This is a genomic window from Bacillus cereus group sp. MYBK227-1 (genome assembly GCF_051916325.1).
Lineage (GTDB): Bacteria > Bacillota > Bacilli > Bacillales > Bacillaceae_G > Bacillus_A > Bacillus_A cereus.
This window is the reverse complement of record NZ_JBQAGK010000007.1, coordinates 42655-64990: the sequence shown is the minus strand read 5'-3', so window position 1 is coordinate 64990 and position 22336 is coordinate 42655. Positions and strand designations below refer to the sequence as shown.

Sequence of the window (22336 nt, the reverse complement as noted above, 5' to 3'; positions counted from 1 at the left end):
ATTATATATCTATGAATACGTTATTTCCGTTTTATTAAGTAAAGGAGCGATTACTGTTGAAAATGACAAAAGGAGATGCAATACTTCGCTTACTGACAGAAATTAAATTAGAACTGAAAGAAACAAAAGAAGCTATTGAAAAACTTGATGAGAGAATAGCTAAAATAGAAAAGCAAACACTTCCAACAAATTTATCTAAACCCGCTTTAAATAATAGAAAAGAAAAAGATTGGAAATATCCTTCTAAGATGAAATGAATCAGAGGGATATTTTTCATTTTAGAATAAACAATTTTTATCATTTAATGGAGATGTTACAATATAAATTGTACGATGAACATAATTTTCTTTCTTACTACCACACAAAATTCCCCCCTGGCTCTTGCTAGGGGACAACTTTTGTATACAGTATTAATTGCATCATAAGTATACACAAGTTATAATAGTCACCTAATTACATATGAAGAGGTGCAAAAATGAATAAGACAGAATTAACAAAAGTAGTAGCGGAAAAAACAGAACTTACACAAAAAGCTGCAGCTGCAGCAACACAAGCTGTATTAGATACAATAACAAATGCGTTAGCGAATGGAGAAAAAGTACAGATTCTTGGTTTTGGTACATTTGAAATACGTGAAAGATCTGCACGTACAGGACGTAACCCACAAACAGGTGAAGAAATGCAAATCGCAGCTTCAAAGGCACCTGCTTTTAAAGCTGGAAAAGAATTAAAAGATGCAGTGAAATAATTTCAAATAGTGAAAAGGGTTAGATATTTATATCCCCCCTTTTTTTTAATAGCCTTTTTACTCATAAAATAAAAAGCATCAATATAAACTTATATCTGAATATATGTAAAGTTTAATATATAAACACTGAAATTAATGTTATACTAAGATTAACCAAGAAGCATCCAAGATTCTTTGATTAATCACTACATTTTCCTTAAATTAATATCAACAAGAAAAGACACTGTTTAGTGTCTCTTCTTTTATGTTTCGCACCTTTAATCAATAGTAAGAGGATATATATCTATGCCCTCTTATTGCTGATTGGTGTTAGAATTGCTGCTCCCACAAGCAGAATATCTGAAAGACACTCATATAAGAGTGTCTTTTCTTTATGCAAAAAATTATTTTTATACAAAAACTCTTATAAAAGAACGCAAGTTCGTATATAATAAGAACAAACGTTCTTTTGATTTAGGGAGGAATAACAGTGTATGACTATTCTATCTTACCGAATAGAATCATCTTATGTGTTGATTTACGTAGCTTTTATGCTTCAGTAAGTTGCATCAAAATGGGGTTAGATCCTATGTATACAAAATTGGCAGTAGTCGGTGATGTAAATAGAAACGGTTCAATCGTTCTAGCTGCCACTCCACCATTAAAAGCATTGGGTGTAAAGAAGATGGCCAGATTATACGAGATTCCTCGCAGAAAAGACATTCTTGTTGTAAATCCGATTATGGGAACATATATTAAATGCTCTAATTACATAACAAAATTAGCTTTGCAGTACGTTCCTATTGAGGATTTTCACCAATATTCCATCGATGAGTTCTTCATGGATATTACGGATAGTATTCATTTGTTTGCTAACGATCCCTATGAATTCGCATTGAAATTTAAACGTGAAATATATGCGAAAACACGAATCGAATGCACAATAGGGATTGGCCCTAACCCTTTAATGAGCAAAGTAGCTTTAGATATTGAAGCAAAGAAGAATCAAAATGGCATTGCTTATTGGAAATATGAAGATGTCCCAACAAAATTATGGAGCATACGACCGCTTAATACATTTTGGGGCATCTCGTACAAAACGGAAGAAAAGTTGAATCGAAAAGGAATACATTCTATAGGAGATTTAGCCAATTACCCTCTTAAATATTTAAAACAGAGCTTCGGTAAGATTGGAGAAGAATTACACTTACATAGCTACGGAATTGACTTTAGTCGCATTTCAGAAAAATATGTTCCTGCCACAACTTCTGTTGGGAAAAGCCAAATACTCATGCGCGATTACACAATAGAAGAATTTCCGATTATTTTACTGGAACATATTGAAGAAGTTTGTTATCGGCTTAGAAGACAAAATAAACTTGCTCAAACCGTTCATTTTTCAGTCGGTTATAGCAAGACTTATAACGGTGGTATTAGAAAAACACATACTTTAAGTCGTCCAACTAACCTAACAATGGATATTTATAAGATCTGTACATACTTTTTACATCAACAATATACTGGCGAACCCATTCGCAGCATAAACATATCCTTAACAAACCTCCTTCAAGAAGGAGAAGAACAAATTTCTCTTTTTGATAACATAACGCAGCGAGAACAAGAAGTAAAATTAACAAAAGTAATGGATGAAATACGCACAAGGTTTGGAAAGAACAGCATATTGCGGGGAGTTTCCTACACGCATAGCGCCACAGCTAGATATAGAAACACACTGATAGGAGGACACAAAAAATGAGCAACGCTAATATGCCAAAGGGGCGCGGAATGGTGAAATGGGCTCCGTTCGCAGCATTAACACCCCAATTTGATGGGATACGTGAAATCATTAGGGAACAACACAAAGTTACCCGTCCGATTTTAACAACTGAAGAAAAAGAACGAATTGAAAATATGTTATTATGTTCCTTAGTATCTGAAGAAGAAATAATGATCACATATTATGAGGATGGCTATTTGCTCTCTAGTTATATGACCGTTGTTGATATTGCCCCTTCAAATAGCGCTGTTGTATGTACCGATGCTTTTTATAACAAGATGAAACTGCAATTCTCTAATATAATAGATGTTAAATAGCATAAATTGATGTTATTAAGTTTAGATCATTTAAAGGAGTGTAAAAATGCAAGGGAATCAGATAAGAAAGAACGCCGCAGGAGCAATTATTCATAATAATATTAATAGCTATCCCTTTCTAAATATACCTATGATTATTAATGAGAAAGACGGAGTAATTTACGAGGTATTAAGTGCTGGTTTTCAAGCTAATGATGCAGTACCAATGATAACAACGGATGGTTTTGCTACAACCAGGGTAAATGCACCGATTGTAACAGTAAAAAACCATGATGGTAGTCTTCAAATATACCGCTTACCGTTAGAACTGGAATATTGGGTACTTTCATGTATGAGTTCTGCTTCAGCAGGAAAAAACCCGTTTCCATGCAAAGTTGCTTTTGGAATTATAGACACAAAATTTTATGTGGAATTCATGTAAAAAGGAGCAAATTAGTTTGCTCCTTTTAGTATTACAGATGTCATAGTCATCCTTATGAATACTCTAATTTATTTCATACAAATCTGAATGAATTACCTCTACATCTACATTGAACTTTTCAAGTATTGCTTTCACTATATCTACAAACCAAGGTTCTGCATCAGGAGAAACATAAACACGTTCAATTAAATCAAAAAGATTCACTTTCATATTTACTCCAAAAACATTACGATATTTTAATATATCCAATGACATTTCTCTATCATCAAGAGCATTATAGACTAACCTAACTTCCTCTTCGTGTTTAAATGATAGTCTCTTTGTATAGAATGGACGAAGCGTATTTCCATAAAAATTCCTTTCCAATTTATGGTCTATGTATTTCACTTTTCCAATATGTATATCCTTCTCACAATTCAATAAGCTCTGTTTCATTCTTCCAAAAGTAGTTTGAATCGCTACCCCTTGACCACTCTCTGAATATAAATCCCACATTGCAGCTGATTCATATTCATTCAAGTGCCAACAATTTATAAAAACATGTTCTCTTTCAAAATCCGAAAACTTATGTGTATCTTTCAAGTAATTTTCACTTGCTTTTATTATTTTATCTCTTTCTCCACTAATTTCCATGCTCTCTAAACGTCTATGTTTCTCTTCTAAACCGAATATACGCCCTTCAAATACATCTTTAAATTTATCAGATCTACGAAAATATAATGAATTGGTATTTAATATACTAACTAACTTAGTAAAATCCATAAAACGCCACAACTTAGCATCATTTTCTATATTTGAATCAACTATTCTATCTTCTACAAACATAAATGTTCACCTTCCCCATTAAAATTTATAATTTCTTTTATTATATAAAATCCCCAACAAATTAGTGAATATAGAAAAACCCTATATAGGGTTCTTTTTTTAACTTAATAGAAAATATTTCATTAACGTAATTACTACTTGCATGACAATATGTACTGAAGCATTGAATAAACAAGCCTTCAGACTAAATCTTGTCCATTTTTCCCACTCAAGTGAGCTATTGTTTCCAAGCTTGAGTGAAATCCTAGATTTATTTAGATCATCCCTCTTGTTCTTTACCTTCCTTTCTCTCATTCTGCTAAAATTCTTACTTGGTTTGCTAGTTTTTTTCTTTCTCATTGTAATCACCCCACATATTTTTTGAACATTATTTGAATGTCTAAATATAATAAGCAGTTCATACCCGTAAAATTCACACTTATCATGTTTAGCCTGCACTAGAACGTCCCTATACCTTGGACTATGGAACAGCAAGTTAAAAATGATAGAAATACATTCTAGAAAAGTTTGAAAACAAATCATGTTCTATAGATATTGGGCGCTTCCCCATGCACAAGAATTTCATATGACTTTTAATTCCTCATGTCCCTACTATTTCACTGCAAATATGTAATTAAAAGGTATTGCATCCGAAAAAACACCTGATTCAATGTATAGAATCAGGTGTTTTTCAAAATACCTATTTAGTTTAAACTTTTAGTTTTTGATATTTGCTTTGTACTTTCATTCAATAAATTCCCTGTAGATTTTGGGAAAGTTACAGCATGCGCATTTGTCTTGTCAGTCATTGTCCAAGGAGAATTTACGATTGTACCATTTTTTCTTTGGACACAATATTCTGTCGTTAATATATATCTAGAATATGCCATTCACTCTGAAAATGGATTTGTTACGTGGTGCTCATGTGTTTCTTCTTTTAATTGTTCTGTTGTATGACTTATTGAGGTCTGTAACTCCTGTGAATATTGAGAAGACATTCCCATTGAGAATCCTTTAAAACTAAAGCCCATGTCAGCACCAATACTCCAACTTACTGTCTTTGTTGCTGTTTCTTGATCAGTTACTCTTATACCAGTTGTTGATACAAAATCATATCTTTCACTAGGAGCTAAAACATATGATTCTTGTTTTTTCCACCATTGTTTTTTCACAACCATGTAATATGGATTTTCTTTTATTTGTCTAGCTGTATCTTCGCCATAATGTGGATCTTTTACTGAGATAGACGGAACTATTGTAAAGGCTGTTACTACACGTTCGGTTTCTTTTGGAAGTTGATCATTAATCGTTTCATATTCTGGTACAAGTGGTAATGGTTGTGTATTTATTGATGGGAGAGAGACGCTCCCATCTTCTTCAGCAGCAAATCTTTCAGAAGGTGCATCTGTGAGGTATTCATATTGTTGAACGTTAGCATTATTACCCGTTTGGTTTCCTGCTATGTCTAAAACCTTTCCACTATGCTTTGATTCAATAACATAATGTCCATCCGCTTCACGATGAAAGTACCAGTATTCAGAAGGTGCATCGCCAAGCCACTCAAATTGTTGAATATTAGCATTATTACCTGTTTGATTTCCTGCTATATCTATAACTTTACCGCTGTTTAGATTAATCATTGCATAATAATTGTTATCTAATGGATGAAGAAAAAATCTTTCAGAAGGTGCATCTGCGAGATATTCATATTGTTGAACGTTAGCATTATTACCTGTTTGGTTTCCCTCTATGTCTAGATATTTTCTACTGTTTTTATTTTTAAACATATACTTCGTACCAACTTTGAATGTCATTGATTTACCCACTCCTCTTTAATTGAATTGTTTAAAATCAATAATGCCATTTGATAATAACAGAAAATGTAAATTATTAATACAACTCTGAGTTGAGAAATAATTCCCAAAAAAAATATAGTACCCCATAATATAGACTTTCTTTCAGTTCCAAAAGGTACACCTTTAGATATAGTAAATTCTTTACTTCAAAAGGTATCAAAATGTAATTAAGACACACTTCATAAGTACACACACTTTTTGAGATGTGTTTGTTAAATGATTTTATGCTTATTGGAGGAGGACAGTGTCCCTTTCAGTTGGATACATCACAGAGAATCCCCTTGTTGTACTGTTTATTGTTTTTAATATTTAATCTGGTACATGAAATTTTACAATTAAGTTGTTACTATATTTTTCTTTTAAAATTCTTATAGCATTCTATATAAATCTTATGGTATTATAGAGATAGAAAATTTGTTTCCATTGTTTATACTCTATTGTACGTAGCGTGAAGGACAAACCTTACGCCCTGTTAACTCGGGCGAGGTTTGTCCTTTTTTTTATTTTAAGGAGGAATTTACTATGAAAAAAGTCTACAAAATTGGAGCAGTTATCACAACTTTATGCGTTGCATGTATCGCGATCTTTACTTTAACTAAGAATGAATCAGTCAAAACAGAAACTATAACACCAGAAAAAACAATTGTATCTGCTGCAGATGTAAAAGGATCACCTGAGAATATAAAAGATATTTCAAAAGAAGAATTAAAGGAAAAAATACAATCCCATGAAGAGTTCATTGCGTATTACTATCAACCAACCTGTCATTTTTGTAAAAAAGCTGCACCAGATATCAATCGTATGTCAAAAAAGCATGATAGAACCATTTATCGTATTGATATCTCTACACCAGAAAATCAAAGTGCCTTTCAAGAGTTCGACATTCCAGGTACTCCAGTTGTTGTAGCTTATAACAGAGGTGAAGAAGTTGAACGTTTAGAAGGAGCTGTTTCATCTGCTACCTATGATGGATTCTTTGCAAGACGTAATTCGAGCGCTAGCTAGTATAGTGCTCGTTTTTCTTTGTAAGAAAGGAGAATTAACATGCAACAAAACGTCCGGATTCATTCGTTAGACATAATAAGAGGTATCGCCATACTATGTATCCTATTTGCGAATCTACCCACTATGACAGGACTAGATCCCTTTAATCAGGCAGGTTACACCGGTACAGATAAAACGATTCGTTTTTTAGTAGATTTGTTTATACAAGCTAAGTTCTACACTATTTTCGCATTCTTATTTGGAGTAGGATTTTATATCTTTATGAAAAATACAGAAGCAAAAGGATATCATATGTACAAGCTATTTACCCGGAGACTATGTATTTTACTAGTCTTCGGTTTACTCCACTTCACCTTTCTATGGTATGGAGATATTCTACATGCGTATGCTATAGCTGGATTTATTCTATTGTTCTTTTATAAGCGATCTACTAAGCTTATTTTTATAACTGGTTGTAGTTTCCTAACGGTTAGTTATGTATTACATATTATTGTATTTTTACGAGCAAGTTCTTCTATTCCTGAAGTACCAAATTACTATCAATATATGTTCACAGGTAACACTACCAATCACACTGTAAATCTATTTATACATTATTCTCATCAAGTAAAAGCACGTCTTTTCTTTCTAATGACTCAGGAATTCCAGCAACTACTAATAGGAATTCCGGAATATATAGGCTTATTTTTAATAGGGTTATGGGCTGGTATGAAAAATATTTTTAAAAGGGTACCGGAATTAATAAAGAAAATTAGATTTTTACAGTTGAGTTCGTTATGTATCTCATGCCTTTTCTCTTATCCTATTATCTACTACTTTATAAAAACAGATGTCTATTACTCTCAGGATGTACAACTATGGATTCTATTTGGAGGGAAAATGCTAGCTATATTCTATATTTGTACTCTGCTGAGAATTTGTGAGAATAAAAAATATATAGAATGCTTGCACCCCTTTATGAACGTTGGCCAGTATGCTTTAACGAATTACATCACTCAAAGCATACTTACGCTTGTCATTCTTTCGTGGTGCTTTAAAGATGTCTCACACGTATATTACTGGCAACTATGTATCTTTGGGCTTTTAATTATTTTTGTACAAATTATGTTCAGCAAAATTTGGAGTAAATATTTCCGTTATGGTCCTATTGAGTGGGTATGGAGAAAAGGAATTTACAAGAAATAGCATATTTTTCTCTAGTTACATGCAATTAACTGAAAAAAATGATAAAATATTATATGAAAGATTAAAGATATATTTGTGATTGTAAAATGATGTTATTAAAATTAAAGTGGTTCAGGTTGAAGGAAGACACCTTAGGGTGTCTTTTCTTTTGTACATGGGGCCACAGTGAAAAATTGTACGCTAAGAGCCTATAACCTTGATGTAATCGAATTTTCGTTATGTCCAGAAACATAAAAGCTATAGCTTAATGTAGACATTTATTTCGAAATGGGTTTATGAACAAAATAATGGCATAAAACGTTGATATAATTGTGTGTTATACCCTGTTCAATAACATAGGATTTTCTGTACAAAACATGACATTATGTCTAAACGTACAATTTTGTACTTTTAGCTACGTGCCCCCTATAAGTTCGAAACCAGTAAACTTGCTCTTTTTATCATTTTAGCCAAGAAGACTCCTTCCTCAAGGAATGCGAAGTGAGTAGGTGGGAGATGAATTGGCTTCGAACAAGGGATGGCAAGAAGCCATCTTAATTGTTCGACATACATAAAGTGTTACTTCACTATCCATCGAATGTACGTTTGGTATATAATAGTCATATACCGAAATGGAGGTGAATCAAATGATAATTAATAAAGCCTATAAGTTTCGTATCTATCCAAATCAAGCACAAGCAATTCTAATTAACAAAACGATAGGTTGTTCTCGCTTTGTATTCAATCATTTCCTATCCCTATGGGATCACGCATATAAAGAAACTGGGAAAGGTTTAACATATGGTACATGTTCTGCCAAACTTCCTGCCATGAAGAAAGAGTTTGTTTGGCTAAAAGAAGTGGATAGTATTGCGATTCAGTCGTCTGTTCGCAACCTTGCGGATGCGTATACACGCTTTTTCAAAAAACAAAACAGCGCACCGCGCTTTAAATCTAAGAAGAACAACGTACAATCTTATACCACAAAACAAACAAATGAAAACATTGCCGTTGTAGGGAACAAAATAAAGTTGCCAAAACTAGGCCTTGTTCGATTTGCCAAAAGTCGCGAAGTAGAGGGGCGTATTGTAATTGCTACAGTTAGACGGAACCCTTCTGGTAGATATTTTGTGTCACTATTAGTTGAAACAGAAGTACAAGAACTTCCGAAAACACATTCTTACATTGGAATAGATGTAGGACTAAAAGATTTCGCTATTCTGTCAGATGGAACACACTATGAAAATCCGAAGTTTTTCCGATCATTAGAAGAGAAATTGGCGAAAGCACAGCGTGTTCTTTCTAGAAGAATGAAAGGATCTTCTCGCTGGAATAATCAACGAGTAAAGGTAGCTAGAATTCATGAATACATATCAAATGCTAGAAAAGATTACTTGGACAAAATTTCAACTGAAATCATCAAAAACCACGATGTTATCGGTATAGAGGATTTGCAAGTATCGAATATGTTAAAGAATCATAAGTTAGCAAAAGCAATTAGTGAGGTATCTTGGTTGCAATTTCGATCCATGTTAGAATACAAAGCAAAATGGTATGGCAAACAAGTCATTGTCGTATCGAAAACATTTGCTTCCAGCCAATTATGTTCGTGTTGTGGATATCAAAATAAAGACGTTAAAAATCTAAACCTACGTGAATGGGACTGTCCTTCTTGTCGTACACACCATGATAGGGATATTAACGCAAGTATCAATCTAAAGAATGAAGCGATAAGGCTTCTAACCGCAAGGACTGCGGGGTTAGCCTAATCAATTAGAGTTCGATAGAACTCTTTACTTAGGAATCCCTCACTTCTAAACGAAGTGAAAGTGGGGGTAGTTCAATTTTCCCAAATACAGATAAAAACATTAATAATATAGAAGCATTATATATATTCAATATTATGGTAATAACTGATCTACTTCTGGCTTAAAAATTAATTGGAATAGAAAAAGCATATTATATAAAATTTTAAGGAAAACGTAGAGAACTTCAACAACGCTATCGGGAAAACTTCAGGTTTAGTAGTAAATACAATTGTAGTATGGTATACCCGATATATAGGATCTGTGCAAAAATTACTCTGAAATCGTGATTATGCTATTAATAATGATCATATTACTAGACTTTCACTATTAGATCCTAGACATATTAATATAGTAGGACAATATTTATTTATTCTTTCTAAAGAAATAAATATATAAAGACAGAAAAGGAACCCGGTTCTTTATAGAACAGGTTCCTAATGTCCGCTAATGCTTATTGAATGATTTTGTTCTATTGTTATACACACCTTATCCTTTTCTTCCGAATAAAAAGAAGAAAAGGATAATAACATGCCCATTTACACACGATATATAGAATATACTGCTCTTTTATCATATCTCTTCTCTTAAATAAGAAATTCTTACTCTCTCAATTAGCTTAAAATATTTAAGTGTAGGAAGTTAATTTAAAATTAGTTTACGTTGAACTACTCACCACTTAATGTCCTTACGGACTGTTTGAAGTGGGAGATTCCTGCGAACACCGATGTATCCACCGGTTATCTTAGCAGGCTCTGCCCGTAGTCCCTACGGTGAAAACAAAAGTATCTTGTACGTTGACTCACCACGCTTCCTACTTTAGCTTGGTTTTCGCAACTTCAGCAAACGTGGGGCGAAGAACGTTGAAGATTTTACGGTTGCAACGTTCTTCTGCAACCAACCTCATATCTTCAGTTTTCAAAGAGCAATCTGTACAAGTATATGGTAGCAAACATGTTGGCTTATGCCAACTGACATTCATCTCCCACCTAAAATTCGTGTTTCACACCTTCACATTTTTGAGGAAGGAGTCTTCTGTCGGAAAACGATAAAATAAATATGTATACTTAGAGGTTGTTTTATTACTCTTGGGACTAAGTGCTTCTAAATACTCATATATTATAGTCTTTATACTTGCGCTTTATTTTTAGAAGATATCTTTAATATCTTTATTCCTTCTTTTAAAGTAAATGCATCTGTTTTTAATGTTTTCCAACTATCTTTCGCTGCATTTAGGTTAGGTTTTAAAAATTTAAATTTATTTTGATCTGCCTTTTGGGATGCTTTATCAATATGATTAAGTACTCCTGAATATTGAGAATCTAAATCATGCCATTGTGCTGACATATAGGTAAGAGCATTAATGGCTGATCCAATAGCATCGTGCATTTCATTAATATTATTATACGCAACACCAACTACACGATTTAGCGTTACTTTATAATCTATAGTTTGACATAATTGTGCTAATAACGGCTCTAACGTACCTAAATTATCTCTTGCTACCCCTATCATTATACCACCAGAAATCCAAGTAGGAGGTGTAGGGACTAATACAGTTATTATTCCATCCGATTCTACTTGTTTAAAATGTCTTATTTGCTCTGAAAGATCATCTAGGCGTTTTTGATCCTCATCTATTCCAGATGCTTGGTTTTTTAAAATAGATTGCAAGATATCTTTATGACCGGCAAATGCTCGGACATCTTCTCCAATATTATCTCTTAACTTAGCTAGTTCTTGTATTAATTTTTTTGTATATACTTGATTTTGTTTAATCTCACCTTGTAAATCTGTAATGCCTTCTTTTAATGTATCTGCATCCCCTTCATTAATTGCTTCTACTAATGTGTCATAATAATTGTCGAATTTAGTATCATACTCTACAATCCCCGTTAGTGTATCTAAAAGTTGTTTTTTTATGTGTGAATCCCATTTCGTAGCATGCTCTCTTGCCTTTTTTTGATCTTGTATAATTTGACTAGGCAGATTTGCATATCCTTTAATATCAATTCCTTCAAAGTTAACATCCGGATTATTAATTAACAAATAAGAGTAATCATTCATGGACTTTGCAAATACCCCAGCATCTTGCAAAGCCTTTTTCATCTTTTCATTGTTTACAGAAAGAGACATATCTTTAGTACTTGTTTGTTCTACTTTATTTTCACTTTCACTTGCAAAAGCAGCTGCTGGGGAAACTACAGGCGTTGTTGTCAGTGTGAAAAACGTCGATACAGCAAGTAGTTTACAAGGGATTTTTTTTTTCACCTTAATTCCTCCTGATATTTATTTTCAGTTTGATTTTTCTTGTTTAAAAGCAATGTCTTTTGAAATGAATTCTGCATCCTTATGAATATCATTCCAACTTTGTTTAGCAGCCTTTAAATCGTCCGGTATTAAAGTTAGTTTATGTTCTTGCATTTGATCGATATTATCATATAAATCTTTATAATTTGCTCCCATCGTATTCCATTGTTGCTGAATATTTGTCAGAGACATAATTGCTTGATCCACTGTTTGATACAAGTATGTCAAAGTGTCTTTTGTGCTAGCAAGTGAAATAACTGCTTGTTTAGCACGATCAGCTTTCATACTTAACTCTCCAATTTTATTTGAAATTTCGTTATAGGAGTTCATATGATTAGTTGCCTCAACCCCTGCTGCTGTTCCTAAACCAATTCCAGCTGCACCAAGAGCCGAAAGGCCACCGACAACAGCTGCTGTCGCCGTACCGCCAGTCACAACAATTAGTACTGCTCCTCCAATAGCTCCAATAGCTAAAATAGTTGCGCCTAGCCCACCGCCAATTGACCATGCCAATACATCGTCAAAATGTTTTTTCTGAGTAGAAAGGAGTTGCTCAATTTCAGCTTGAAGTTGTGGGATTGTAGCTTGTTGTCCTGCTAATATTGCCGTTAGTCCACCTTTCCCATCTGGGCCACCAACATTTTTTTTAAAATTTGTAGAATTTGTATACAGCTTTGATTTGAAATCCTGTAACACCTTTATGACTTCCGTAACTTCTTTTGAATTTGTACGAATTGTACCGATTAAATCACCTAGACCTTCTTTGAGGCCCTCCTTATCTTTCTTTTTTACAGTATCCACTAGCGTATTGTAATAATTTTGAAATTTTTCATCATAATTTACAATATTACGTGCCGTCTTTTGAATGCTTGGTTTCGCTGTATCTAACCAGAAATTCGCATTGATTCGTGACAATTCCTGATTTAGGTGAATGTTTTTGACTAATTCTGCTCCTCCTGAACCTAAATCAATATTTGATAAATTTACATTTGGTTGTTTGATCATTGTTTTTGCGTACAAATCCATTACAAGAATATGAGAGCCGGTTTCAGCCAACGCTTTCTTTAGCCCTTCAGGCCCTAACATATAATTTTCTGTTTTCTGTTCTTGTGCAGTTTGTTTTTGTGCAGTTTGTTCTTGTGCAAGTGCATGAATAGCGCTACCATTAGTAGTCGTTATAACCGTTGCCAATGTAGCCAATGTTATGACCTTAAATGGAAATTTCATCATATTAATTATCCTCCCTATTCTTCAATAGATTCTTATAATTCTTCTGTAGTTTTTATAAGCTTCATAAAATTAAAACTTATCAACTTGTTCACCAAGGTAACTTGTAATATTTTTTAATCGTCTTAATGTATCTTTTTGAGATGCCTGGTTAGTAGTATCAACATTAGTAGATAAAGTTGTAATACTGTTTTTGATTAGATTCAAATCTTCTTTATAGCGTTTCATTAGATCAAGTTCTAAATTCACTTGATCTGCAAATGTATGTAAGTCATTTTGCATAAAAAGAATCATTGATTTTTGTAAATCTGCAATTGTTAGTTTCTTTGTTAAGTCATATAACTTTTGGTTTTGTTCCGCTAAATCATTTAAATGAGCCTGCTGATCTGCCGTTAGTTTGTTAATTTTAGCAAAAGTACTAAGTGTGTTTTTGATTTTTTCAGGATCAACTGCTTTCATAAGGTCATACTCCTGCGTTTCTGCAGCCGCAGCTGCAGCCATTTCACCTTTTTTGCTTTTTTCAATTGCTTCACGTGCTTCTTTTTTGGCAGCTTCAATCTCTAATTCAGATTTACCTTGTTCTTTCGCTTCTTTCGCGGCTTTCTTCACTGCTTCAACAATGGAGTTGTTTATTTCTTTCCCTTTGTTATACGCTGCTACTGCTGTTTGAGTAGCTGGTTCAATGATATCTTTTGATAGATGATAGACTTCTTGGAATACCTTTAACCCTTGCTCATTTAAAGCTCCTGGTAAAAGTGCTATTCCTTGTAAATTATTTTGAATTGATTTTTTAGTATTCATTAATTCATTTTCTATCTGGTCTATTTTTTTTGTTCCATCTGATACTAGTGCCTCATGCCCTTTTTTTACATTGGTATCAAGATTTTCAATTTTTTTATCAAGCTGTAATTTAAAATCTGTTAATTCATTAATCTGACGTTGCAAGTTTTCTTGGTTCGTAATAGTCATTTCTTGAAGGACTTCTAGTCTATCTACAAATCCTTCTTTATCTTTTTTATTATCCACAAATCCTTTTAATGTTGAATAATAGTTATTAAATTTAGTTACAAATCCTTTATTCTTTGAATTTAATAGAAATAAATTTGGAGAAATCTTCGATGACCATTCTTTCATATCCTGTTTAATTAAGGATTGATTTGTATTTAAAACTGGGATTTCCTCCAATTCTATATTAGGAGTTGTCAAAACTTGATCTATATGTGCTTGTATTAACTTAGAGTGTACACCTAATTGCTGTAAAGATGGAGAAATATCCGTTCGTTCTTGTTGAGTTTCAGCCTGAAGAACTACAGGAGTTAAGAAAACATTGGTAGAAACAGCTGCCCCAAAAATAAGTGATGTTATTATACAACCTTTAGTGATTTCATTTTTCACTAAATACCCTCCTTCAACTAAATATTACTTGTGTTAATATACTCTGACTGTGATTGAGAATATTATTACTTTAAATATATATGATGCATTTAATATTCGAAATTTAAAATTTTAATTGTATAGTGGCAAAATATATATTGACTAAAATACAACATATTAATTTTGGGAGTTTTTCACAAATAATTCTTTATTTTTTTGATCAAATAGAAAAACTACTCACTATTTAACAATCTCTCGAACAGTTAAATGGTAAGTAGTTTTTCTATTGGCTATGTTTTAGTATTTCTATGATTTAATTGGCTTTAGGATTTTGAATGTAATTGTATATCTCCAATCCCTTTGCATTTAAAATAAAAATACGCATAAAAATACTAAATCTTTTGCTTGGTACTTACTCGTTCACCGTACAATAACAACATCTCTAGTAAAATCCAGTAAGATATTTAGCGATGAAAAACTTTACATCTCTTGAGTAAATAGTCTTAATTCGTTAGACACACAAACAGACATGAAAAACGCCATCCTTTTCTATGTTTCTATAGAGAGAATAGCGTATTTTTTAATTTTAGCAGTATTTATTTTTATTAGCTTGATAACGATATGGTAATACTCAATATAAAATGAAAAGTTCTATCGTGAGAATGAAGAACTGAGAAAAGGACTTAATTTACTAAAAAGTTATTCATATATGAAAAAATACCTTTTTTAATTTTAATATGAATTAATCTGAGGCATGAACTTTTAACTAAAAGACCTCGGGACCATGTTTTTCCATAAGGGAAATACCTTTTTAAAAATCTCTACTATAGATGGATCAAATTGTGTACCGGATCCTTTTATGATCCGTTTATAAGCTTCTTCAGGAGATAGAACCGGACGATATGCTCTTGAAGAAGTCATTGCGTCGAATGCGTCTGCGATCGCAACAATTCTTGCGCATAATGCTATTTGATTTCCTTTTAATTTTTGAGGATAACCATTTCCATCCCATCTTTCATGATGAGAAAGAATTATGTCTTCACCACCTTTTATTAAAGATATATTTTTGAAAACTTCCGAGCCTAATTGTGGGTGTGCCTTAATAAGATTATATTCGTCTTCTGTGAGAGAAGACGGCTTCTTTAAAATTTCATCAGGAATACCTATTTTCCCTATATCATGTAATAAACAAATAAAATGAAATTGTTTTAAAGAATTATCATCATATTCATTTGTTTCTCTAGCAAGAATAGTAGCATAATTTGCTACACGTTCACTATGCCCTCTAGTGTATGAATCCTTTAATTCCATTATCCTCATTACCAATAAAGCTGTTTCTTTCATTGCGAACACCACCAAACTGTTGTTAATATTACCTCGAATTTCCAAGTATTTATTCTAGTGCCCAAAAGCTATTCTTTCTTATGATTCTACATAATGAATAGCTAACTTTTTTATTTTGAAGGGGGTATTTTGTTAGCTTGATCTCTAATTTAAAAACTAATCTTCATTTAATATCCTAACAGACTGTTTGGAGTGGGAAATTCCTATGCATAGATATGATATCCACGTAGTTCCTACGGTTAGAAGATTGATTTCTTTATTTCTTAGATTTATCCCTACATTAATATTGAGTATGCTGTAGTATTGCTACTATTTTTTTAACTTTTGAATTTCGAATGTAATAGTATACCTCTGTTCCCTTTTTTTCCGCGCTTAAGACGTTTCTTTTTAATTTAGACAGATGTTGGGATGTAGTAGATTGTGGTATATTTAGAATTTCTACTAACTGTGTTACGTTTAATGTTATATTCTCGGTTAACTCAACTATAATTTTTAGACGTACTGGATGCGCCATTACTTTTAATAGTTCAACGTCTTCTTCGGAAACTTGATTTTTTGCATTTTCACACGAAAATTTCTTCATAAATTATCCTCTCTTCCAATTTTTATTTAATTAAATAGATATAACCTTCATGGAATGTTGTTATATTAAGAATTTTTATTGTTCATATTAGGATAGTTTTATCGTATACCAGTAATCTGTATTTTGGGTGAAGTTAAAATTTATTTATTATGAATTTTATGTATATGATTTTCTGCATTAATAGTACATAGAGTCCTGCCCATCAACCTAAGATATAGTAAATGCCTACCTGGGTCACCATATCATTTAGATTTTTTCTGTTTTCTAAAGAATTGATATCAGCTTTCTAAAGATTGGCATATCAAATAAAATCCTAACAGATTTTATTTTTAAATTAATCTATATGATTATGAGTAACGAAATAATTGTACCCGACACCCAATATATCAAAGACTGTTTTCTTCTCATATCAATGAGATTTTCGTCCGTTTTTATGATATAGACCGCTTTATATTTACTTAGTTTTCGTTTCTTTTTCAAAAGGAGTAAATGATGCATTTGAAACATAGTGGAGGAATAAAGAAGTATATTAATTAACTTCTCATATAAATACACGCTAGCCGTTATAATTTTAAGGAATTATAATGATGAATACAAAAAATGATTTCTATGTATTAAATATCAATTCAATTTGTCAACGTAAGGAGTAAGAATTATATACTTGTTCCTTTGGTAACAAGAATTCCACTAACATTAGTTATCTTGTACCCTCTAGATGCAGAAGTGTCAATTAATTGATGTATATATAACATTACTCCTATTACAAACGCACTTGTAATAGGAGTAAAAATGTGTTTTTTAAGGTTTTATTAGGTTTAAAGCTTCCGAAATGTCTACATATATGAGTCATAATCCATAAGTTAAGGGTGAAACTCAAATTACAGCCTTAAAGGCCGCAATAAAATAATAACTATCTATTATTTCATTAAGTATTTTTGGAGCAGATCAATTAAACATTGGATACTTTCTGGACTCAGAACAATATTTCCATTTGCAAATAAAATATTTCTTTTTGAAATATCACCCGTAATGAGACATGTATTATAATTTGTGTATTTCTGTAGAATAATCTTATCCCCCTCCACAAATATCTCTATTGAATCTTTTTCTATAATACCTAAATTATTTCTTATCTCCTTTGGAATAATAATACGTCCTAATCGATCTATTTTACGAGTAACCCCTATATATTTCATAATAAACCACCTTTTATTTATCTTTTATGTTTTGAGAACGCTTCAAAATACTAGTTTGATTTCAAGTTTTGCGATATAGGAAAGCTTATATTGGACTTAATCGTTTTCCGACAGAGGACTCCTTCCTCAAAAATGTGAAGGTGTGAAACACCAATTTTAGGTGGGAGATGAATGTCGGTTGGCATAAGCCAACATGTTTGCTTCCATATACTTGTACAGATTGCTCTTTGAAAACTGAAGGTATGAGGTTGGTTGCAGAAAAACGTTGCAACCGTAAAATCTTCAACATTCTTTCGCCCCACGTTTGCTGAAGTTGCGAAAAACAAGCTAAAGTAGCAAGCGTGGTGAGTCAACGTACAAGATACTTTTGTTTTCACCGTAGGGACTACGGGCAGAGCCTGCTAAGATAACCGGTGGATACATCGGTGTTCGCAGGAATCTCCCACTTCAAACAGGCCGTTAGGACTTTAAGTGGTGAGTAGTTCAAGCATTGGGTAAAAGGATCACTTTTTCATAGAAAAACAGTTATGTTTTGGTTATATATAAAACTATAGACAAGTACAAACCTTAAAAACAACATTGTTTTCCTTGAAAATAATATGTGTCGTCAAGAACAAGACGCTAAAACATCAGAACCCGAACCTATACGCTCTGTCGTGATAATGATGATCGCACACCTAAATCTTGCACGTCAACAATACCAGAAATGATCTCCTCCTTTGGTAGCGAGAATCCCAATGACACTAGTTAACCGCCACTTTAGGGGTGGGAGTACCATTAATCTACAAAGGTTTTGAATTTCTTATCTAAATATTTTCTATATGACACTATTATTTTTCTAATTAAATTACATAAGAGATGAGTTTATAAAAGATATCTTTTCTTTTTAATAAAAAAAGGCCCCAAAATGGGGCACTCAATATAAAAAACGAATTAAAACAAAAAACAGACTTACATAGTTTACTATAAATCAACCAGTATTACCCTTAATAACAAGAAAATTCAAACATGGAATTCAAATTAATTAGTAAAGGATCCATTAAACTTCAAAATTATAAAATCTTAATATTTTAGACAAAATAACAGACGTGTGATATTACATAAACACCTCCCTTCTTCTAAAAGCTAAGAGGTTCTCATAATTACTTTTTTATTAATACGTAAATGTAATTGTCGCTAGTGAATAACCTGCCATTGCACTATATGGTGCTACTTTATAAGAAACACTCTTTGCTCCTTTTGGCCAAGTAATTTCATTTAATACTTTTTTTAGATCTTGCATGGTCATATCCACAGACTGTTTATATCGTACTTCTACTTTTTCTGGTTTTAAAGCAAATTGCTTCTGGAGTTTTTGCTTTAATTCGATATAATTTTCTGCCCCATATTGTGCAGAAAGATATACTAAATTTGTATCTTTTAACATTTGTTGATATAAATTAGACTTTGAACTACCTGTACTTATCTTATTTGTTAATTCATTGTAGTAATTCGTAGTGGCTGCTGGATATTTACTGCGATCCCATTCATGGTCTTTGCTTAACTGCTTGTCAGACTTATTAAAGTAAGAATATGTTACGCGTCCAGCCTTATCTGGAACTGGATCATCAAATGTAGTATCAAGATGATACCATTTATTTTCAATCTTTACTAAGTTCCATGCATGAGGCTGACCATTTCCAGTTCCTTCTACAAAATGATTCTCAATTCCAGCTTCTTTTAGTAATTGATAGGTTAATAGTGCGTAACCTTGGCAAACAGCAGAACGATTTGCTAGCGCTTCATAAGCTGTATATGCTTTATAAGAAGTATCATAGGATACATGTTTCACAACATAATCATGAATTACCTTCACTTTTTCATGTTCATCCATACCTTGTTTAATGATAGAATTCACAATTGCTTTCGCCTGAGATTTTACATATTGGGTTTGCTCTTTTGATTCACCATACGTAATATTTAATGAAAAATTATAGTTTCCCGAACTTCCAATTGCCCCGTAATCATAACGCTTTATAGTATATTTTATATATTCATCTGTATCTAAAAGTTTATGATACTCTTGAATTAGCTTGTTCATCACATCCGTAATATTGTTATCTTTTGTTTTGTATGTAATTTTAATGTTCTCTTTATGATTTTCAATATTTTTTTTCAATTCTTTTCTAAAAGATTCTAATAATTTAGCATCCGACTGCTCTATTTCTGCATTGGCTGATGAAGCTGCGTACGATACAGACGGAACTTGTAAGCCACCCAGCGCAATTGTTGAACAAATTGCCATCGCTGTGACACATTTATTTACTTTTTTCATCTCTTCACTCCTAATATTCTTATAATATACAAGGAAGGAAAGCAGAATGTTTTTAGAAGGATAACAGGACTAAAAAATACAAGTTCTATAGTAGGATATTATAAATTCATTGTTTAGCTTTTTGAAAAATTGTTAGTATGCTTCCAATTGGAATCTCACTTTATATGTTGTACTGCTCATTTTTGCAGTTAGATAAAGTGAATTCCCTATATTAGCATTTATAGGAAGTGAATCCATCTTATATTCAAACATACCATTTGGTTGAATATTTGAGATGTTGTTATACTGTAATTTTTTACCTAAATAAATTCCGCCATTAGGATACCAAAAAGATGGCTTTTGAAGGTTCCAATATTTATATTGATAGTCATCATAATTGTCTATACCAAAATAGGGAAATTTACGTTCAAATGCTATTTTATCATTTGTGAAAACTACTGAACCATCTTTTTTCCCTTTTACATGTAATCTATTGTCATATTTTGGAGAATACATATTGGGTTTAAAGAAAGTTAACCAGTCCCAACGATCAGTCCATGGTGCATCAATAAGCCTATATTCAGTTTCATAATTATCTTTACTCGTAAAAACTTTAATATTATATCTTTTTCCTGTTAACACGGGATTTCCACTAGTGTCAATCAAGATGTTAGAATATTGATTATTCTGCTTTGTATCTGCAAATGCTGTATCATTAATAAATAATGATACAAATAAAATAAAACTTAATAATAAATAGTATTTTTTTCTCATATTTCCTGTACTCCTTATACAATCACTACTATTAATTCAATTTAATAACATACGAATAATCTGTCTGTTTATTATATGGATTGAGGGAATTGTACATTATTATATATTTAGTTTATTTAATTATAGTAGGAGGCTCTTAACTCCCAAAAATACATTCCCACTCTATGAAAAGCATAAGTTTTCTATTTGTTTAACAAATAAACTTCCCATAATTTTCACCATATATAAACTTCGTGGTTAAAATTAGTAAAATTAATTATTACCTTTAAATAGAATTAATGCATATGTATACAATCCTTCCCACTAAATCCCAGCTTATTTGCTGTATACACAAATTCTATTATTTCCAATTTAAAATTCTGTTCAACTGTACTAACTTCCAATTCAAATCCCTAGTAATTTGCACTACTATAGCTTATGCTAAAATGATTTTTCAAGCATAATATCCCACATTAAAATGCAATAATCTTAAAACTTTACCCTTCAGTTATAAACTATTTTCCTATACCTGTTAGATATATTTTACTATTTATCTATTCTCAAATCTTTACAGAAAGGTAACAATATATTCTTTTGCTATTTATCCCTTTGAACTCTCTAATTTTTAACACTCTAATATAACATTAAAATTATAAGATTTATAAATACAAAAATTTAGGTTATCCCCCTATTTTCTATGATTAGTGGCCAAATTACTCCGTGGTGAAAATTCAATTCTCCATTAACATCCCTATCGTGAAGCTTTCCACAAGAAGGGACAATGCTACTCACAAAATTTTAATGTTTTTCTATTTGGAACTCATCTCTATATCTGATGAATTGCAACTATTTGCTCAAAAGATTCAAGGCTTTTTTATCTAAAGATACCTTACAGGATCTTGCTAAAGATGTTTGTTTCGTGCAACCAATCAGTAAATACTAAGAAAAGGATTTAGTCGTTTTATGTATAAAAACCCAATGTCACTACAACATCTTTAGCTCAGTTATCTAGCCGTTTTAAAGTGTCTTAATTAAAAAAAGAAATCCATTAAAGTTTATTTTGCATACAAATTTTTTAATAGTTTACTCTGATCCCCTATAAAGATTTATATTTTTTAATTTCTCTAAATAGGGTTTCCAAGCAATTCTCTCCTAATTATTATAGTTGAACTTTAATTTCTTCCACAAATAAAAATTATATAAATTTTCAAAAAACATGTCTAGTCATATTTTTTCATGAAAAAGGGCGAAATATGAATATCCTATGTATGAAAAAACAATTAAAATATACTTGTCAATAGGTAATTAAATCGGATTAATTATCAGAATTTTAGATTTTTTACCTGGTAAATGACAACTTTTTAATATTCTAGGAACGAC

The 22336-nt window shown here is 32.0% G+C and carries 17 protein-coding genes and 2 pseudogenes; 8 read left to right on the top strand and 11 right to left on the bottom strand.

What is annotated here, in order from left to right; translation table 11 throughout:
• Nucleotides 1–62: 62 nt before the first annotated feature.
• From ACTFRM_RS24600 to ACTFRM_RS24580, 5 genes are all read left to right on the top strand, one after another.
• Nucleotides 63–257 (top strand): hypothetical protein, encoded by a 195-nt coding sequence (locus tag ACTFRM_RS24600; RefSeq protein WP_002083794.1) that lies wholly within the window; start codon nucleotides 63–65, stop codon nucleotides 255–257.
• Between the two features lie 218 nt (nucleotides 258–475).
• On the top strand, nucleotides 476–748 hold the full coding sequence (locus ACTFRM_RS24595; protein ID WP_440043661.1) for an HU family DNA-binding protein: 273 nt from the start codon (nucleotides 476–478) through the stop codon (nucleotides 746–748).
• Between the two features lie 469 nt (nucleotides 749–1217).
• Nucleotides 1218–2483 carry a Y-family DNA polymerase gene (locus tag ACTFRM_RS24590; RefSeq protein ID WP_440043660.1) on the top strand — a complete coding sequence of 422 codons (1266 nt, stop codon included), beginning with the start codon at nucleotides 1218–1220 and terminating at the stop codon, nucleotides 2481–2483.
• Nucleotides 2480–2821, top strand: a complete 342-nt coding sequence (locus ACTFRM_RS24585) for a YolD-like family protein (RefSeq protein ID WP_440043659.1) — start codon at nucleotides 2480–2482, stop codon at nucleotides 2819–2821. The genes ACTFRM_RS24590 and ACTFRM_RS24585 overlap by 4 nt, the downstream gene beginning before the upstream one ends.
• A 46-nt stretch (nucleotides 2822–2867) precedes the next feature.
• Nucleotides 2868–3242, top strand: coding sequence for a hypothetical protein (locus ACTFRM_RS24580; protein ID WP_440043657.1), 375 nt, complete (start codon nucleotides 2868–2870; stop codon nucleotides 3240–3242).
• A gap of 63 nt (nucleotides 3243–3305) precedes the next feature.
• On the opposite strand, the gene ACTFRM_RS24575 is transcribed toward ACTFRM_RS24580, so the two are convergent.
• Both ACTFRM_RS24575 and ACTFRM_RS24570 read right to left on the bottom strand, forming a co-directional pair.
• Nucleotides 3306–4067 carry a DUF2971 domain-containing protein gene (locus ACTFRM_RS24575; RefSeq protein ID WP_440043656.1) on the bottom strand — a complete coding sequence of 254 codons (762 nt, stop codon included), beginning with the start codon at nucleotides 4065–4067 and terminating at the stop codon, nucleotides 3306–3308.
• A gap of 869 nt (nucleotides 4068–4936) precedes the next feature.
• On the bottom strand, nucleotides 4937–5860 hold the full coding sequence (locus ACTFRM_RS24570) for an RICIN domain-containing protein (RefSeq protein ID WP_440043655.1): 924 nt from the start codon (nucleotides 5858–5860) through the stop codon (nucleotides 4937–4939).
• Nucleotides 5861–6424: 564 nt separating this feature from the next.
• Here ACTFRM_RS24570 and ACTFRM_RS24565 point away from each other — a divergent pair.
• From ACTFRM_RS24565 to tnpB, 3 genes are all read left to right on the top strand, one after another.
• The gene (locus ACTFRM_RS24565) at nucleotides 6425–6907 is read left to right on the top strand and encodes a thioredoxin family protein (protein WP_440043654.1); all 483 of its coding nucleotides are present in this window, start codon (nucleotides 6425–6427) and stop codon (nucleotides 6905–6907) included.
• A 39-nt stretch (nucleotides 6908–6946) separates the two neighbouring features.
• Nucleotides 6947–8092: a DUF418 domain-containing protein gene (locus ACTFRM_RS24560; protein ID WP_440043653.1), complete on the top strand. Its 1146-nt coding sequence runs from the start codon at nucleotides 6947–6949 to the stop codon at nucleotides 8090–8092.
• Nucleotides 8093–8718: 626 nt separating this feature from the next.
• Entirely contained in the window at nucleotides 8719–9840 is a 1122-nt protein-coding gene (gene tnpB, locus ACTFRM_RS24555) for an IS200/IS605 family element RNA-guided endonuclease TnpB (RefSeq protein WP_440043651.1), read from the top strand.
• 1164 nt (nucleotides 9841–11004) lie between these two features.
• Here the strand turns inward: tnpB and hblA are convergent.
• The 9 genes and pseudogenes from hblA to ACTFRM_RS24510 form a co-directional block, all read right to left on the bottom strand.
• Nucleotides 11005–12147, bottom strand: a complete 1143-nt coding sequence (hblA, locus tag ACTFRM_RS24550) for a hemolysin BL binding component B (protein WP_440043650.1) — start codon at nucleotides 12145–12147, stop codon at nucleotides 11005–11007.
• A gap of 24 nt (nucleotides 12148–12171) precedes the next feature.
• Nucleotides 12172–13416 (bottom strand): hemolysin BL lytic component L1, encoded by a 1245-nt coding sequence (gene hblD, locus ACTFRM_RS24545; RefSeq protein ID WP_440043649.1) that lies wholly within the window; start codon nucleotides 13414–13416, stop codon nucleotides 12172–12174.
• A 69-nt stretch (nucleotides 13417–13485) separates the two neighbouring features.
• Nucleotides 13486–14808, bottom strand: a complete 1323-nt coding sequence (locus tag ACTFRM_RS24540) for an HBL/NHE enterotoxin family protein (protein ID WP_440021203.1) — start codon at nucleotides 14806–14808, stop codon at nucleotides 13486–13488.
• Nucleotides 14809–15549: 741 nt separating this feature from the next.
• Nucleotides 15550–16131, bottom strand: a pseudogene (locus tag ACTFRM_RS24535) (HD-GYP domain-containing protein); the annotation flags it as partial.
• A gap of 280 nt (nucleotides 16132–16411) precedes the next feature.
• Complete coding sequence (locus tag ACTFRM_RS24530) at nucleotides 16412–16714, bottom strand: ArsR/SmtB family transcription factor (protein ID WP_000714555.1); 303 nt, start codon at nucleotides 16712–16714, stop codon at nucleotides 16412–16414.
• A 334-nt stretch (nucleotides 16715–17048) separates the two neighbouring features.
• A pseudogene (locus tag ACTFRM_RS24525) lies at nucleotides 17049–17390 on the bottom strand (IS4 family transposase); the annotation flags it as partial.
• Between the two features lie 241 nt (nucleotides 17391–17631).
• Nucleotides 17632–17910, bottom strand: a complete 279-nt coding sequence (locus ACTFRM_RS24520; protein WP_000873927.1) for an AbrB/MazE/SpoVT family DNA-binding domain-containing protein — start codon at nucleotides 17908–17910, stop codon at nucleotides 17632–17634.
• A gap of 1153 nt (nucleotides 17911–19063) precedes the next feature.
• Complete coding sequence (locus ACTFRM_RS24515) at nucleotides 19064–20224, bottom strand: transglutaminase domain-containing protein (protein WP_440039870.1); 1161 nt, start codon at nucleotides 20222–20224, stop codon at nucleotides 19064–19066.
• A gap of 132 nt (nucleotides 20225–20356) precedes the next feature.
• The gene (locus tag ACTFRM_RS24510) at nucleotides 20357–20977 is read right to left on the bottom strand and encodes a hypothetical protein (RefSeq protein ID WP_440021206.1); all 621 of its coding nucleotides are present in this window, start codon (nucleotides 20975–20977) and stop codon (nucleotides 20357–20359) included.
• Nucleotides 20978–22336 lie beyond the last annotated feature (1359 nt).

Excerpts from the sequence above, each read along its gene's own strand:
- ACTFRM_RS24600 (WP_002083794.1), top strand. The coding sequence starts at position 63 with ATGACAAAAGGAGATGCAATACTTCGCTTACTGACAGAAATTAAATTA.
- ACTFRM_RS24595 (WP_440043661.1), top strand. The coding sequence starts at position 476 with ATGAATAAGACAGAATTAACAAAAGTAGTAGCGGAAAAAACAGAACTT.
- ACTFRM_RS24585 (WP_440043659.1), top strand. The coding sequence starts at position 2,480 with ATGAGCAACGCTAATATGCCAAAGGGGCGCGGAATGGTGAAATGGGCT.
- ACTFRM_RS24580 (WP_440043657.1), top strand. The coding sequence starts at position 2,868 with ATGCAAGGGAATCAGATAAGAAAGAACGCCGCAGGAGCAATTATTCAT.
- ACTFRM_RS24575 (WP_440043656.1), bottom strand. The coding sequence starts at position 4,067 with ATGTTTGTAGAAGATAGAATAGTTGATTCAAATATAGAAAATGATGCT.
- ACTFRM_RS24570 (WP_440043655.1), bottom strand. The coding sequence starts at position 5,860 with ATGACATTCAAAGTTGGTACGAAGTATATGTTTAAAAATAAAAACAGT.
- ACTFRM_RS24565 (WP_440043654.1), top strand. The coding sequence starts at position 6,425 with ATGAAAAAAGTCTACAAAATTGGAGCAGTTATCACAACTTTATGCGTT.
- ACTFRM_RS24560 (WP_440043653.1), top strand. The coding sequence starts at position 6,947 with ATGCAACAAAACGTCCGGATTCATTCGTTAGACATAATAAGAGGTATC.
- tnpB (WP_440043651.1), top strand. The coding sequence starts at position 8,719 with ATGATAATTAATAAAGCCTATAAGTTTCGTATCTATCCAAATCAAGCA.
- hblD (WP_440043649.1), bottom strand. The coding sequence starts at position 13,416 with ATGATGAAATTTCCATTTAAGGTCATAACATTGGCTACATTGGCAACG.
- ACTFRM_RS24530 (WP_000714555.1), bottom strand. The coding sequence starts at position 16,714 with ATGAAGAAATTTTCGTGTGAAAATGCAAAAAATCAAGTTTCCGAAGAA.
- ACTFRM_RS24520 (WP_000873927.1), bottom strand. The coding sequence starts at position 17,910 with ATGAAATATATAGGGGTTACTCGTAAAATAGATCGATTAGGACGTATT.
- ACTFRM_RS24515 (WP_440039870.1), bottom strand. The coding sequence starts at position 20,224 with ATGAAAAAAGTAAATAAATGTGTCACAGCGATGGCAATTTGTTCAACA.
- ACTFRM_RS24510 (WP_440021206.1), bottom strand. The coding sequence starts at position 20,977 with ATGAGAAAAAAATACTATTTATTATTAAGTTTTATTTTATTTGTATCA.